The organism is Saccharopolyspora sp. NPDC045839 (assembly GCF_056431645.1).
Genome location: NZ_JBWKKH010000008.1, coordinates 125,431 through 139,447, shown reverse-complemented (window position 1 = coordinate 139,447; position 14,017 = coordinate 125,431). Strand labels below are relative to the sequence as shown.

The 14,017-nt window shown below is 70.5% G+C and carries 13 protein-coding genes; 10 read left to right on the top strand and 3 right to left on the bottom strand.

Annotated elements, in window-relative coordinates:
• The first annotated feature begins 5 nt into the window (after window positions 1-5).
• Window positions 6-791 carry an SDR family NAD(P)-dependent oxidoreductase gene (locus AC07EQ_RS14155; RefSeq protein WP_358576637.1) on the top strand — a complete coding sequence of 262 codons (786 nt, stop codon included), beginning with the start codon at window positions 6-8 and terminating at the stop codon, window positions 789-791.
• Window positions 792-1,040: 249 nt separating this feature from the next.
• Window positions 1,041-1,646, top strand: coding sequence for a YwqG family protein (locus tag AC07EQ_RS14150; RefSeq protein ID WP_478388380.1), 606 nt, complete (start codon window positions 1,041-1,043; stop codon window positions 1,644-1,646).
• A gap of 45 nt (window positions 1,647-1,691) precedes the next feature.
• On the opposite strand, the gene AC07EQ_RS14145 is transcribed toward AC07EQ_RS14150, so the two are convergent.
• Complete coding sequence (locus AC07EQ_RS14145; RefSeq protein WP_478388379.1) at window positions 1,692-3,989, bottom strand: FdhF/YdeP family oxidoreductase; 2,298 nt, start codon at window positions 3,987-3,989, stop codon at window positions 1,692-1,694.
• A 127-nt stretch (window positions 3,990-4,116) separates the two neighbouring features.
• Here AC07EQ_RS14145 and AC07EQ_RS14140 point away from each other — a divergent pair, with 127 nt between their 5' ends.
• The gene (locus tag AC07EQ_RS14140; protein ID WP_478388378.1) at window positions 4,117-6,744 is read left to right on the top strand and encodes a valine--tRNA ligase; all 2,628 of its coding nucleotides are present in this window, start codon (window positions 4,117-4,119) and stop codon (window positions 6,742-6,744) included.
• A gap of 113 nt (window positions 6,745-6,857) precedes the next feature.
• On the opposite strand, the gene AC07EQ_RS14135 is transcribed toward AC07EQ_RS14140, so the two are convergent.
• Window positions 6,858-7,682, bottom strand: coding sequence for a siderophore-interacting protein (locus AC07EQ_RS14135; RefSeq protein WP_478388377.1), 825 nt, complete (start codon window positions 7,680-7,682; stop codon window positions 6,858-6,860).
• A gap of 167 nt (window positions 7,683-7,849) precedes the next feature.
• On the opposite strand from AC07EQ_RS14135, the gene folC reads away from it, so the two are divergent.
• The 4 genes from folC to AC07EQ_RS14115 are packed head-to-tail and all read left to right on the top strand — an operon-like array spanning window position 7,850 to window position 10,426.
• Window positions 7,850-9,217: a bifunctional tetrahydrofolate synthase/dihydrofolate synthase gene (gene folC, locus AC07EQ_RS14130; RefSeq protein WP_478388376.1), complete on the top strand. Its 1,368-nt coding sequence runs from the start codon at window positions 7,850-7,852 to the stop codon at window positions 9,215-9,217.
• The gene (locus tag AC07EQ_RS14125) at window positions 9,214-9,696 is read left to right on the top strand and encodes a DUF4233 domain-containing protein (RefSeq protein ID WP_478388375.1); all 483 of its coding nucleotides are present in this window, start codon (window positions 9,214-9,216) and stop codon (window positions 9,694-9,696) included. The genes folC and AC07EQ_RS14125 overlap by 4 nt, the downstream gene beginning before the upstream one ends.
• Before the next feature lie 56 nt (window positions 9,697-9,752).
• A complete protein-coding gene (locus AC07EQ_RS14120; protein ID WP_478388374.1) occupies window positions 9,753-10,001 on the top strand; it encodes a ribbon-helix-helix protein, CopG family in 249 nt (82 codons plus the stop codon).
• A complete protein-coding gene (locus AC07EQ_RS14115; protein WP_478388373.1) occupies window positions 9,998-10,426 on the top strand; it encodes a TA system VapC family ribonuclease toxin in 429 nt (142 codons plus the stop codon). Before AC07EQ_RS14120 ends, AC07EQ_RS14115 begins: the two co-directional genes overlap by 4 nt.
• 18 nt (window positions 10,427-10,444) lie before the next feature.
• On the opposite strand, the gene AC07EQ_RS14110 is transcribed toward AC07EQ_RS14115, so the two are convergent.
• A complete protein-coding gene (locus AC07EQ_RS14110; RefSeq protein WP_478388372.1) occupies window positions 10,445-11,545 on the bottom strand; it encodes a zinc-binding dehydrogenase in 1,101 nt (366 codons plus the stop codon).
• A gap of 209 nt (window positions 11,546-11,754) precedes the next feature.
• Here AC07EQ_RS14110 and AC07EQ_RS14105 point away from each other — a divergent pair, with 209 nt between their 5' ends.
• From AC07EQ_RS14105 to AC07EQ_RS14095, 3 genes are read left to right on the top strand one after another with little or no spacing between them, the layout of a single operon-like run.
• Entirely contained in the window at window positions 11,755-13,293 is a 1,539-nt protein-coding gene (locus AC07EQ_RS14105; protein ID WP_478388371.1) for an alkaline phosphatase D family protein, read from the top strand.
• Window positions 13,294-13,353: 60 nt separating this feature from the next.
• Entirely contained in the window at window positions 13,354-13,584 is a 231-nt protein-coding gene (locus AC07EQ_RS14100; RefSeq protein ID WP_478388370.1) for an AbrB/MazE/SpoVT family DNA-binding domain-containing protein, read from the top strand.
• Window positions 13,574-14,002 carry a type II toxin-antitoxin system VapC family toxin gene (locus AC07EQ_RS14095; RefSeq protein ID WP_478388369.1) on the top strand — a complete coding sequence of 143 codons (429 nt, stop codon included), beginning with the start codon at window positions 13,574-13,576 and terminating at the stop codon, window positions 14,000-14,002. The genes AC07EQ_RS14100 and AC07EQ_RS14095 overlap by 11 nt, the downstream gene beginning before the upstream one ends.
• Window positions 14,003-14,017 lie beyond the last annotated feature (15 nt).

Sequence of the window (14,017 nt, the reverse complement as noted above, 5' to 3'; positions counted from 1 at the left end):
TCCTGATGGATCTGCAACTGGCCGACAAGGTCTTCGTGGTGACCGGTGCCTCCGCGGGAATCGGCGAGGCGACCGTCCGCCTGCTGGCGGCGGAGGGCGCGAAAGTGGTCGGGGTGGCGCGCGAACCGCACGGCATCTGCGCGCTCGGCAGCGGGATCAGCGCGGTGGCGGCGGACATCACCGACCCGGACGCCGCCGAGCGGGTCGTGGCGACCGCGCTGGAACGGCACGGCCGCCTGGACGGGCTGGTGAACAACGTGGGCGGGCTGCAGTCGCGCACCGGGTTCCTGGACGTCGCCGACGAGGAGTGGAAGCGGACCTTCGAGCTGAACTTCCACTCGGCGATCCGCATGACCCGGTCGGCGGTGCCCGCGATGCTGGCGCAGGGCGCGGGCAGCGTGGTGCACGTGACCAGCGAGGCGGCGCGCCTGACGGACGTGCCGCTGATCGACTACGCGGCCTCGAAGACCGCGATGCTGTCGGTGTCCAAGGCGCTGGCGATCGAGTTCGGCCCGCGCGGTGTGCGCTCCAACGTCGTTGCGCCGGGCCCGACCCGGACCTGGCTGTGGGACGCGCCGGGTGGCTTCGCGGCGCAGCTGGCGGACCGGTTCGGCCTGCCGGTGGAAGAGGCGGTGGAGCACTTCGTCCGCGACGTCCGCGGCCTGCCGACGGGCCGCCTGGGAACCCCGGACGACGTGGCCCGGGTGATCGCGTACCTGCTGTCCCCGCTGGCGGCCCAAGTGACCGGCGCGGAGTGGGCGGTCGACGGCGGAGCCCTCCGCCAGCTGTAGACGGCCGTTTTCGGCTGGGCCCCGCCTCAATCGAAACCGCACTCCCCCGGTGTGTCGAACCACGACATGCCGGAGGGTGTGGACAACCTCGTTCCGCTGTGGATGACTTCCCCAATTTCCATTGAAATCGGACCTTCGATTTCAATGGAAATTGCGGACCGGCGTGTGCGGTGGTTTCGGGGCGATCGGTCCCGCGCGACGGCCGGTGGCGCTACCGTCGGCGAGGCACCCCGCACAGTGAGGAACGCGATGGCCACCAGCACTCCGCTCGAACGGCAGAACCTGCGCTTCGTGGAGGCGTCGGAACCGATCACCGAACCGATCACGAAGTTCGGCGGCCAGCCGGTGTGGCTGGCCGACCCGACCTGGCCGCTGTCCGCCGACACCGGCCGCCCGATGCGGTTCATCGGCCAGATCCGCCTGCCGGGCGAGGAGGTCCGGCTCGGCTACCTGTTCATGACCGAGGACGGTTCCGACGAGTTCGTCGACGGCACCTACGACCCGACCGGCGGCGAGAACGCCTTCTTCGCCCAGCCCGGCGAGCCGGCGGAGTTCTACCAGGTGGCCAGCATCCGCCGAGGCCCGACGTTCGGCCCGGACCACCACGCGGAACTGGCGCCGCACGACCCGGACGCGGTGGACGACCAGGACGACGACCTGCGCAGCCGGCTGTGGGGCGAACCGGTCTGGCTGCAGGGCGAGGAGTGGCCGGACGAAGCCGGCACCTGGCGGTTCGTGGCGCAGCTGGACAGCGCGGACGAGCCGTTCGACATGAACCTCGGCGACGCGGGCGTCGCCTACGCCTTCATCGACGAGAAGACCGGCCAGGGCCGCTTCCTCTGGCAGTGCGGCTAGTTCTCGTGGGTGGCTCTCCCGCAGGAAGGGCCACCCACGAGCCCGTCAGGCCCGTTCCAGGCGGATGACGACCGCCTTGGAGACCGGCGTGTTGGACTTCTCCGCCACCGAGTTCAGCGGCACCAGCGGGTTGGCTTCCGGGTAGTAGGCCGCCGCGCAGCCCCGGGCGGTCGGGTAGGCGACGATCCGGAAGCGCTCCGCGCGGCGCTCCTCGACCGAGCCGTCCGGCGCCGCCCACTCCGAGATCACGTTCACCAGATCTCCCGCCGCGAAGCCGAGTTCCGCGATGTCCGCGCCGTTGACCAGCACCACGCGGCGGCCGTCCTCGATGCCGCGGTAGCGGTCCGAGAGCCCGTAGATCGTGGTGTTGTACTGGTCGTGGCTGCGCATCGTCTGCAGCAGCAGCCGCCCCGCAGGCACCCGGATCGGCTCCGGGACGTTCACCGTGAAGTTCGCCTTGCCCGTCGCCGTCGGGAACGTGCGGCTGTCGCGCGGCGGGTGCGGCAGCACGAAGCCGTCCGGTTCGCGGACCCGCCGGTTGTAGTCCTCGCAGCCGGGCACCACCTGCGCGATGTGGTCCCGGATCACGTCGTAGTCGCGCTCGAAGGACTCCCAGCGCACCGGGTGGTCCGGGCCGAGCAGCTCGCGCGCCAGCCGGCAGATGATCGCGACCTCGGAGAGCAGGTGCCCGGATGCCGGCGCGAGCCGCCCGCGCGAGGCGTGCACCACCGACATCGAGTCCTCGACGGTCACGAACTGCTCGCCGGTGCCCTGCGCGTCGCGTTCGGTGCGGCCGAGCGTGGGCAGGATCAGCGCGGTGCGGCCCGGGACGACGTGCGAGCGGTTGAGCTTCGTGGACACCTGCACCGTCAGCTCGCAGCCGCTCAGCGCCCGGATGGTCGCGTCGGTGTCCGGCGTCGCGGAGACGAAGTTCCCGCCCATCCCCACGAACGCCTTGACCCGGCCGGCCTGCATGGCGCGGATGGTGTCCACCGTGTCCAGGCCGTGCTCCCGTGGCACCGGCACCCCGAACTCGCGCTCCAGGGCGGCCAGGAACTGCTCCGGCATCTTCTCCCAGATGCCCATCGTCCGGTCGCCTTGCACGTTGGAGTGGCCACGCACCGGGCACACCCCGGCGCCCGGCTTGCCGATCATCCCGCGCAGCAGCAGCAGGTTGACGATCTCGCGGATGGTGGCGACGCCCTGCTTCTGCTGGGTCAGGCCCATCGCCCAGCAGGCCACCGTGCGCTGCGAGGAGATCAGCATCTCGGCGATCCGCTCGATCTGCTCGCGGTCCAGCCCGGTCGCCTCGGCGGTGGCCTCCCAGTCGACCTCCCGGGCGTGGGTGGCGAACTCGTCGAAGCCGTGCCCGTGCGCGTCGATGAACTCCTGGTCCACGGCGCCCGCCTTGAGCACCAGCGCGTTGAGGGCCTTGAACAGCGCCAGGTCGCCGCCGATGCGGATCTGCGCGAACTCGTCGGCCAGCTGGGTGCCGTCGCCGACCACGCCGCGCACGTTCTGCGGGTTCTTGAACCGCATCAGCCCGGTCTCCGGCAGCGGGTTCACGGCGATGATCCGCCCGCCGCGCTGCTTGACCTTCTCCAGCGACGACAGCATCCGCGGGTGGTTGGTGCCCGGGTTCTGACCCACCACCAGCACCAGGTCCGCGTGCTCCACATCGGACAGCGACACCGAGCCCTTGCCGATGCCGATGGTCTCGGTCAGCGCCGACCCGGACGACTCGTGGCACATGTTCGAGCAGTCCGGCAGGTTGTTCGTGCCGAAGCTGCGCACCAGCAGCTGGTAGAGGAACGCCGCCTCGTTGCTGGTGCGGCCCGAGGTGTAGAAGGCCGCTTCGTCGGGCGAGGCCAGCCCGCGCAGGCCCGCCGCGATCACCTCGAACGCCTCGTTCCAGCCGATCGGCCGGTAGTGGCTGTCGCCGTCGCGCAGGATCATCGGCTGCGTCAGCCGGCCCTGCTGGCCGAGCCAGTAGTCGGTCTTCCCGGCGAGCTCGGCGACCGGGTGGCGGGCGAAGAACTCCGGCCCGACCCGCCGCGTCGTCGCCTCTTCGGCGACCGCCTTCGCGCCGTTCTCGCAGAACTCGGCGAGCTTCCGCTTGTCACCCTCGGCCTCGCGCGGGTCCGGCCACGCGCACCCGGGGCAGTCGAAGCCCGCGCGCTGGTTCAGCAGCGGCAACGTCCGCACGGTGCGGGTCAGGCCCATCTGCTCCCAGCTGCGCTGCAGCGAGACCAGAACGCCCTTCACCCCCGCCGCGGCGCGGCCGGGCGGCCCGACTCGGAGGCCGTTCTCGTCGATGTCCTGTTCGGGCGCTCCACGCGACATGCGCCTAGCGTGCGCCACGGCGCGCAAGCGGGCACGCGTGGGGTGGTGGGAGTCACGACCGCGCTGGTCGCCGCCCACCCCCAATGCCCGGAAAACGCGCTGAACAGGCACTCGTAGAATCCGGTGCGTGACACAGACCCATGACGCTCAGCAACGTGAACTTCCGTCGACCTGGAATCCGGCCGACGTAGAGGCCGAGCTGTACGAGCGCTGGGTAGCGGCCGAATACTTCACCGCCGACGCGAACAGCGACAAGCCGCCGTTCTCGATCGTCATCCCGCCGCCGAACGTCACCGGCAGCCTGCACATCGGGCACGCCTTCGAGCACACCCTGATGGACATCCTCACCCGGCGCCGCCGGATGCAGGGCTACGAGGCGTTGTGGCTGCCGGGCATGGACCACGCGAGCATCGCGGTGCAGGCGCTGGTCGAGCGACAGCTCCGCGAGGAGGGCATCGACCACCGCGAGCTGGGCCGCGAGGCGTTCCTGGAGCGCGTGTGGCAGTGGAAGGAGAAGCACGGCGGGGCGATCCTGTCCCAGATGCGCCGCCTCGGCGACAGCGTCGACTGGACCCGCGAGCGCTTCACCATGGACGCCGGGCTTTCCCGCGCGGTGCAGACGATCTTCAAGAAGCTCTACGACGACGGGCTGATCTACCGGGCCGAGCGACTGGTCAACTGGTCGCCGCAGATGCGCTCGGCGATCTCCGACATCGAGGTGGAGCACAAGGAGGTCGAGGGCGAGCTCGTCTCCATGCGCTACGGCGACGGCGACGACTCGATCGTGGTCGCCACGACCCGGATCGAGACGATGCTCGGCGACACCGCCGTCGCGGTCCACCCCGACGACGAGCGCTACAAGCACCTCGTCGGGGCCGAGATCGAACTGCCGCTGACCGGCCGCAAGATCCCGGTCGTCGCCGATGAGCACGTGGACCCGGAGTTCGGCACCGGCGCCGTCAAGGTCACCCCGGCGCACGACCCGAACGACTTCGAGATCGGCAAGCGGCACGACCTGCCGATGCTGACGATCATGGACGAGCAGGGCCGGATCGCCCATACCGGCACGCAGTTCGACGGCATGGACCGCTTCGAGGCCCGCGTCGCCGTCCGCGAGGCGCTGCGCGAGCAGAGCCGCATCATCGCGGAGAAGCGCCCGTACCTGCACAGCGTCGGGCACAGCTCGCGGTCGAAGGAGCCGATCGAGCCGCGGCTGTCGCTGCAGTGGTTCGTCAAGGTCGGCCCGCTGGCCAAGGCCGCCGGCGACGCGGTGCGCGACGGCCGGGTCGCGGTGCACCCGCCGGAGATGACCAAGCGCTACTTCGACTGGGTCGACAACCTGCACGACTGGGCCATCTCGCGGCAGCTGTGGTGGGGCCACCGCATCCCGATCTGGTACGGCCCGGGCGGCGAGGTCGTCTGCGTCGGGCCGGACGAGGAGCCGCCGTCGGGCGAGGGCTGGCACCAGGACGAGGACGTGCTGGACACCTGGTTCTCCTCGGGCCTGTGGCCGTTCTCCACGATGGGCTGGCCGGCGGACACCGCGGACCTGCGGAAGTTCTACCCGACCAGCGTGCTGGTCACCGGCTACGACATCTTGTTCTTCTGGGTCGCCCGGATGATGATGTTCGGCCTCTACGCGATGGACGGCGTGGAGCCTTTCAAGGTCATCGCGCTGCACGGCATGGTCCGCGACGCGCACGGCAAGAAGATGTCGAAGTCCGCGGGCAACACCGTCGATCCGCTCGTGTGGATGGACACCTACGGCACCGACGCGCTGCGGTTCACCCTGGCCCGCGGCGCGAACCCCGGCACCGACTCGCCGATCAGCGAGGAATGGGTGGCGGCGTCCCGCAGCTTCTGCACGAAGCTGTTCAACGCCACCAAGTTCGCGATGATGAACGGCGCGAAGGTGCCGGAGCGGCTGCCCGACCGCGGCGAGCTCACCGACGCGGACCGGTGGATCCTGGACCGCGTCGACCAGCTGGTGTCCGATGTGGACGAGCTGCTGGAGGACTTCCAGTTCGCCAAGGCGACCGAGGCGCTCTACCACTTCACCTGGGACGAGTTCTGCGACTGGTACCTGGAGCTGTCCAAGGTCCAGCTGGACGGCGAGCGGGCGGAGCGGACCCGCGAGGTGCTCGGGTACGTGCTCGACGTGCTGCTGCGGTTGCTGCACCCGACGATCCCGTTCATCACCGAGACTCTGTGGACGGCGTTGACCGGCCGCGAGTCCGTGGTGATCGCGGACTGGCCGAAGGCGTCCGGGGCGGTTGCCGACCCCGCCGCCGCGGAGCGGATCGCGGCGGCGCAGAAGCTGATCACCGAGATCCGGCGGTTCCGGTCCGACCAGGGCCTCAAGCCGGGGCAGCGGGTCGCGGCCAAGCTCGGCGGCATCGCGGAGCTGGGGCTGGCGGACCACGTGCCCGCGGTGCAGGCGCTGGCCCGGGTCACCGAACCGGCCGACGGGTTCACCTCGTCGGCGTCGATCGAGGTCGGGTTGGCCGGCGGCAACGTGTCGGTGGAGCTGGATCTCTCCGGCGCGGTCGACGTGGCCGCCGAGCGCAAGCGGCTGGCCAAGGACCTGGCCGTGGCGGAGAAGGAACTCGCGGGCACCGACAAGAAGCTGAACAACCCGGCGTTCCTGGACAAGGCCCCGGCCGACGTGGTGGACAAGATCAAGGCCCGCCGCGAGACGGCGCAGGCCGACATCGCCCGCATCAACGCGCGCCTGGCCGCGTTGCCGGGGGCCTGACCGGTCGCGAGCGTGGCGGGTGGCGGTTTCGCGAAATCGCCACCCGGCAGGCACGAGGAAGCGGCGATTTCGCGCGAAATCGCCGCTTGCGCCTTTCCGGGACGCGTGCGCGGTCACGGCATTCGCCAGTAGCCGCAGAACATGATGTTGTTCTTCGGCAGGCCCGATCGGACCCAGTGCCGGCGCAGCGACGCGGCCAACTCGGACTCGCCGACCACCCAGCCGTAGGTGTTCTCGGCGGGCGCGGGCAACGCCTCCGCCGCGGCCAGCGCCGCTCGCCCCGGAGTGTTGCCCGGGCTGTCCCGCACCAACCAGCGCACCGACATCCCGGCCGGCGCCTCCAGCCGCTGCTGGTCCGCTGCGGACGGGATCTCGATCAGCGCCTGGCCGAGGGTTTCCGGGGGCAGCGAGGCCAGCACGCCCGCGACCGCAGGCAGCCCCGTCTCGTCGGCCACCAGCAGCACGTGCTCCGTGCCCGGCGGCGGGTTGAACCCGATGCCCTCGTCCAGGATCGCCACGGCGTCGCCGGGTTCGCAGGTCTGCGCCCACGTGGCGGCGGGACCGGCGGTGCCGTCCTCGGCGGAGCCGTGCAGCACGAAGTCCACGTCCAGTTCCGGGCCATCGGGGCCGATCGGCCGGTAGGAGCGCACCGAGTAGTTGCGCAGCACCGGCCGGGAGGTCTTGGCGATGGTCAGGAACTTGGCGTAGGAGACCGCGTTGAGCTTGTTCGGCAGCCGGGACAGCGAGTCCTCGGCGACCGGGATGAACAACCGGAACCACTGGTCGAAGCCCATGTAGCGGAACCGCTCGGCGTCGCCGCGGCCCAGCGTGACGCGCGCGAAGTGCGGCGAGACCCGCTCCCGGCGGATGACCCGCAGGGTGAGCAGCTCGGTGCGCTCCGGCTTGATCCGCCTCGTGGCCAGGTTGGTTCGGGCCATGCTCCACTCCTCTGTAACTTAGCTATGCCTAACCTTACTGGATGCTCGGCGGGTCAAGATCGCGGATTTCGGGAACCGGGAACCGGCGGAGCGGGTCTTCGCCGGTCGGCCGACCGGCGAGACGTAGACTGACCTCGTCGTTTCGCCGTTCGCAGGGGAGTGAGCACTTGTCCGGCACTGATCCCGCCGCGCTGCAGGAACTGCGCGTGGTGGAGGCCGAGCTCAACGAACGCTGGCCGGAAACCAAGATCGAACCATCGCTCGACCGGATCCGGGCGCTCACCGAGCTGCTCGCCGATCCGCAGCACAGCTATCCGGTCGTGCACATCTCCGGCACCAACGGCAAGTCGTCGACGTCGCGCATCACGGACGCGCTGCTGAGCGGCCTCGGGCTGCGCACCGGCCGCTACACCAGCCCGCACCTGCAGCTGGCCACCGAGCGCATCAGCATCGACGGCGCGCCGATCAGCCCCGAGGGCTACGTCGAGGCCTACCGCGACGTCGCGCCGTACGTGTCCATCGTGGACTCGCGCAGCGACGTCCGGATGAGCAAGTTCGAGGTGCTCACCGGGATGGCGTTCGCGGCCTTCGCCGACGCCCCGGTGGAGGCGGCGGTGATCGAGGTCGGCCTGGGCGGCAGCTGGGACGCCACCAACGTCGCCGATGCGAAGATCGCGGTCGTCTGCCCGGTCGCGCTCGACCACGCCGACTACCTCGGCACCGACCTGGCCTCGATCGCCGGGGAGAAGGCCGGGATCATCAAGCCCGGCTCCATCGCGGTGGTCGCGGCGCAGCCCGCCGAGGCGCAGAAGGTGATCATGGAGCGGGCCGCCGAGGTGGACGCCACGGTCGCCCGCGAGGGCCAGGAGTTCGGCGTCCTCTCGCGGACCGTCGCCGTCGGCGGCCAGCTGCTCCGGCTGCAGGGCCTGGGCGGCGTGTACGACGAGATCTTCCTGCCGCTGCACGGAGAACACCAGGCGCGCAACGCCGTGCTGGCGCTGGCGGCGGTCGAAGCGTTCTTCGGTGCCGGCGCCGACCGGCAGCTCGACGTCGAGCGGGTCCGCGAAGCTTTCGCGAACGTCGTGACGCCCGGGCGCTTGGAGCGGGTCCGCGCGGCGCCGACGGTGCTGGTCGACGCGGCCCACAACCCGCACGGCGCACGAGCCCTCGCCGACGCGCTCAGCTCCGAGTTCTCCTTCCGCAAGCTGGTCGCGGTGGTCGCCGTGCTCGGCGACAAGGACGCGCGCGGCATCCTCGCCGAGCTGGAACCGGTGGTCGAGGAGATCGTTTTGACCACGAACTCCTCGCCGCGGGCGATGGATCCGGACGAGCTGGCCGGCGTGGCCAAGGACATCTTCGGCCCGGACCGGATCGTGGTGGAGCCCCGGCTGGACAACGCGGTGGAGACCGCGATCCAGCTGGCCGAGGAGACCGATGAGCCCGGCGAATCGGTTTCCGGCGGCGGCGTTGTGATCACCGGGTCCGTGGTGACCGCTGGCGAGGCGCGCGCCCTGTTCGGCAAGGAGCCCGCGTGAGCGAACCGCAAGACACTGGAGTCGTCGTGACCGATCAGCCGAATCCCGAACCAGGCAAGGGCCTGCCCGAGGCGCCGCCCGGCGTGCGCGACCCGTGGAAGGGTCTGCGCGGGATCATGGCGGGCACGCTGGTGCTGGAGTTCATCGCGTTCATGCTCGCGCTGCCGGTGGTCTGGAAGCTCGGCAGCGGCGTCTCCAGCATCGGCTTCACCATCGTGGCGGTGCTGTCGGTGCTGATGCTGGCGGCGGCGTTCGTGCAGCGCCGCCCGTGGGGTCTCGGCGTCGCGCTCGCCCTGCAGGTCGCGATGGTGCTCTGCTTCTTCGTGCACCCGGCGGTCGGGATCATGGGCGCGGTGTTCGCCGCGGTCTGGGCCTACATGCTGTACCTGCGCCGCGACGTCGCCCGGCGCATGCGCGAAGGCCGGCTCTACGACCAGCTCGGCCACCCGCCGGGCTACCCGCCCGAGCAGGCCGACTGACGTTCCACCTGGTCGGGCGTGGTGCATCATGATGCAGTCGCGATATGCTTTGATGCATGCGGACGACCATCACGATCGATGATCAGTTGCTCGACCGGTTGAAGCTGCGTGCGGCGCGCGAGCACACCACGGTGAGCGCGTTGATCGAAGACGACGTTCGGATGGGCGAGCTGCGGCGCGCTCAGCAAGATGCTCCGAAGAAGGGGCGTTTTCGGCTGCCGACGTTCGACCTGGGCGAGCCGAAGCCCGGCGTTGATGTGAATGACAACGCTGCCCTGCTTGAGTTCATGGAGCGCGACGAGTGATCGCTTGTGACGTCAACGTCCTGCTCAACGCTCAGAACGCGGCCCTGCCGGACCACGAGAAATACCGCGTTTGGCTTGAGGATGCCCTGCAAGGGCCGGTTCCGGTCGGCATTCCAGCGTTGGTGTTCAGCGGCTACCTGCGGATCATCACCAACCACAGGATCTGGAACCGGGCGCTGGCGCCGGAGCAAGCGTTGGAGATCATCGCCGCGATTCGTACTTCGCCCGCATTCGTGCAGGTCGAACCGGGTCCACGCCATTGGGAGATCTTCACCGAGCTCTGCCGCAAGGCAGACGCGAAGGGCAATCTGGTCCCGGATGCCTACCTCGCGGCGGTCGCGATCGAGCACGGTTGTGAGTGGATCACCGCGGACCGCGGCTTCGCGCGCTACCCGGGACTGCGCTGGAGGCATCCCCTGGACTAGGCCCGAGGGCCGGACTCGTCAGCCGATGTCGATGACGGCTCGGCCGACGGTTTCGCCGCGCTTCAGGGCGTCGTAGGCGTCCTGGACCTGCTCGAACGGGTAGTGGCGGCTGATCGCGTCCTGCGGGCGGAGCAGGCCGCGGGCCACCAGGTCGAGCAGCACCGGCATGTCGCGCCGCGGCTTCGCGCCGTAGGAGCCCTTGATCTGCAGCTTCCGCCGGGCGATGGTGGCCAGGTCGAACTCCGCGGTGGTGCCCCTGGCGGCGATGCCGACCACCACGACCTGACCGCCTTCGACGACCGAGTCGCGCGCGATGTCGAAGGTGGGCACCGCGCCCAGCGCCTCGAAGGCGACGTCCACGCCCCGCCCGCCGGTCAGCTCGCGGATCGCCGCGGGCGCGTCCGCCTCGGCGGAGTTGACCACGTGCGTCGCGCCCAGCTTCCGCGCCCCGGCCAGCTTCTCCTCGCTGATGTCCACCGCGATGATCATCGACGCGCCGAACACCGCCGCCAGCTGGATCAGCGCCGAGCCGACGCCGCCCGCCGCGACCACCGCCACGGTGTCGCCGACCTGCACGTTCGCCGCGTGGCGCAGCGCGCCGTACGCGGTCATCGTCGAGCAGCCCACCGAAGCGACGTCGCTGAGCTCCACGCCGTCCGGCACGCGGTAGACCGAGGTCGCGGGCGTGACGCAGCGTTCCGCCAGGCCGCCCATCGAGTACATCCAGACCGGCTCGCCGTCCGGCCGGAACAGCCGGGTCTCGTCGTCGTAGAGCCGCCCCTTGCCGCGGTTGAACTCGAAGAACTTCCGGCAGATCTCCTCGTTGCCGCGCGCGCACTGCTCGCACTGGCCGCACGGCATGATGAAGCTGGTCACCACCCGGTCGCCCACTTCGAGCCCGGTGACCTCCGGCCCGAGCTCGGCGATCACGCCGGCCACCTCGTGCCCGAGCACCGTCGGCGTCGGGAACGGCAGTTCTCCCTTGAGCACGTGCAGATCCGTGTGGCAGGCCCCGCAGGACCGCACGTCGATGGCGACCTCGCCGGCCTTCGGCCGGGGATCGGCGAGTTCCTCGATCCGCATCGGCTGGTTCGCGGCGGTGTGCACGGCGGCGCGCATCCGGACCTCCAAGTCAGACCGGCCAGTCGGTTTGCCCGTGAAGCTATCGCGCCGACCCGCCGGGCACCAGGCGCGAACGCGAGAAACCCGCACCACCGGTGATCGGCCCGGCACCGCCCGTGCGCTCGCGGTCGCCCGGCACGAACTCTTCACCTGCGCGTCGACCAGCGGTGATCCACCAGCCCCCTGTCGCGGATAGAACCGGCGGCATGACTCCCGAACCTGCCCAGCTGAACCGGCGCGCCCTGCTCCGCGGCGCCGCCGCCACCGGCCTCGCCGCCACCGGCCTGTTCCTGACCGGGGCGCCCGCGTTCGCGCGCGGCGGCCGCCCGGTGCTGACCCACGGCGTGCAGCTCGGGGACCCGCGCCCGGACGGGGCCGTGGTGTGGACCCGCGCCGACCGGCCGTCGCGGATGTTCGTGGAGGTCTCCCGGCACGCCGACTTCCGCGGTGCGCGGCGGATCCCCGGCCCGGTCCTGACCCCGGAGACCGACGGCACCGGCGAGGTCCGGCTGGGCGGGCTGCCGCCGGGGCAGCAGGCGTACTACCGCGTGATCGCCGAGGACCTGGACGGCCGCGTCGAGAGCGAGGCGCTGACCGGCACCTTCCGCACCGCGCCGCGCAACCGGCGGGACGTGCGCTTCCTGTGGTCCGGCGACGTCGTGGGGCAGGGCTGGGGCATCAACCCGGACGTCGGCGGCATGACGATCTACCGCGCGATGGCCGCCCGCAACCCGGACTTCTTCCTGCACAGCGGCGACACCGTGTACTCCGACGGTCCGTTGAAGGAGTCCGTCACGCTGCCCGACGGCCGGGTGTGGCGCAACGTCGTGACCCAGGAGAAGTCCAAGGTCGCCGAGACGCTGGCCGAATACCGCGGGCAGTTCGCCTACAACCTTCTCGACGAGAACGTGCGGCGCTTCGCCGCGCAGGTCCCGCAGCTCGTGCAGTGGGACGACCACGAGGTCACCAACAACTGGTACCCGGGCGAGATCCTGGACCTCGAGCAGTACACCGAGAAGCGCGTCGACGTGCTCGCCGCGCGGGCTTTCCAGGCCTTCCACGAGTGGCAGCCCGTCCGCCGCCAGGACGCGGTGGACGGCCGGGTGTACCGGAAGGTCTCGCACGGCCCGCTGCTGGACGTGTTCGTGCTCGACATGCGCAGCTACCGCGACCCGAACTCGGCGGGCACCACGCCGGAGCGGATCCTCGGCGCCCGCCAGGCGCGCTGGCTCGTCGACGAGCTCGCCCGGTCCCGCGCGACCTGGAAGGTGATCGCCTCGGACATGCCGATCGGCATCGTCGTGCCGGACGGCGACAAGATCGAGGCCGTGGCCAACGGCCTGCCGGGGGCGCCCAACGGGCGCGAGGCGGAGCTGGCCCGGGTGCTGCAGGAGATCAGCCGGCGCTCGGTCCGCAACACCGTCTGGCTGACCGCCGACGTGCACTACACGGCGGCGATCCACTACGCGCCGGAGCGCGCGGCCTTCGCCGGGTTCGACCCGTTCTGGGAGTTCGTCTCCGGCCCGCTGCACGCCGGCGCGTTCGGGCCGAACAAGCTCGACCCGACCTTCGGTCCGGAGCAGGTGTTCGTCAACGCCCCGACCCGCCAGGGCACGTCCCCGCTGGAGGGCTTCCAGCACTTCGGCGAGGTCAACATCGACGGCCGCACCGGGCGGCTGACCGTGGACCTCCGCGACCAGTCCGGTCGCTCCCTCTGGGCCAAGACCCTCGACCCGCAGCGCTGACCAGCCACGATCGAGTTATTCCGTGGAAGTGGAAGTAGGAAAAGTCGTATTCTTACTTCCATGAAGATGACGGAGAAGGGGCAGGTGACCATCCCGGTCGACCTGCGTCGCGAACTCGGGCTCCGGCCGGGCGATCAGATCGAGATCAGATTGGAGGGGAACGCGCTGATCCTCACCCGCGGGCATTCGGTGCCCAGCCGTGGGCAGCGGATCGTGGAGCACCTCCGCGGGCGCGCCAGCGGGGAGGGGCTTTCCACCGACGAGATCATGGCGTTGACCCGTGGAGAGTGAATCCGCCGGCGCCCCGGCCACACTGGTCGACTCCAACGTTCTGCTCGATCTGGTCATCGAGGAGGGCGAATGGGTCGATTGGTCTTCGGACGCGCTTGAAAAGGCGGCGGAAGAGGGCCCCTTGGTGATCAACCCGTTGATCTTCGCCGAGGTGTCGGTGCGCTTCCCGGCGATCGAGGAAGTCGAGGAGGCGTTCCCGAACGACTTCTTCATCCGCATGCCGCTGCCGTGGTCGGCGGCGTTCCTCGCGGGAAAGTGCTTCCAGGACTACCGAAGGCGAGGTGGCGAGAAGCGGTCGCCGCTGCCCGACTTCTACATCGGCGCGCATGCGGCGGTGAGCCGGCTTCGCCTGCTGACCCGCGATGCCCGCCGGTACCGCACCTACTTCCCGACGGTCGAGATGATCGCCCCGGACTGAGGCGGGGTCGCCGCT

Bases quoted from the DNA above. Each gene is read 5' to 3' on its own strand.
- AC07EQ_RS14150 (WP_478388380.1), top strand. From the start codon at position 1,041: ATGGCCACCAGCACTCCGCTCGAACGGCAGAACCTGCGCTTCGTGGAG.
- AC07EQ_RS14100 (WP_478388370.1), top strand. From the start codon at position 13,354: ATGAAGATGACGGAGAAGGGGCAGGTGACCATCCCGGTCGACCTGCGT.
- AC07EQ_RS14155 (WP_358576637.1), top strand. From the start codon at position 6: ATGGATCTGCAACTGGCCGACAAGGTCTTCGTGGTGACCGGTGCCTCC.
- AC07EQ_RS14120 (WP_478388374.1), top strand. From the start codon at position 9,753: ATGCGGACGACCATCACGATCGATGATCAGTTGCTCGACCGGTTGAAG.
- AC07EQ_RS14145 (WP_478388379.1), bottom strand. From the start codon at position 3,989: ATGTCGCGTGGAGCGCCCGAACAGGACATCGACGAGAACGGCCTCCGA.
- AC07EQ_RS14135 (WP_478388377.1), bottom strand. From the start codon at position 7,682: ATGGCCCGAACCAACCTGGCCACGAGGCGGATCAAGCCGGAGCGCACC.
- AC07EQ_RS14110 (WP_478388372.1), bottom strand. From the start codon at position 11,545: ATGCGCGCCGCCGTGCACACCGCCGCGAACCAGCCGATGCGGATCGAG.
- AC07EQ_RS14105 (WP_478388371.1), top strand. From the start codon at position 11,755: ATGACTCCCGAACCTGCCCAGCTGAACCGGCGCGCCCTGCTCCGCGGC.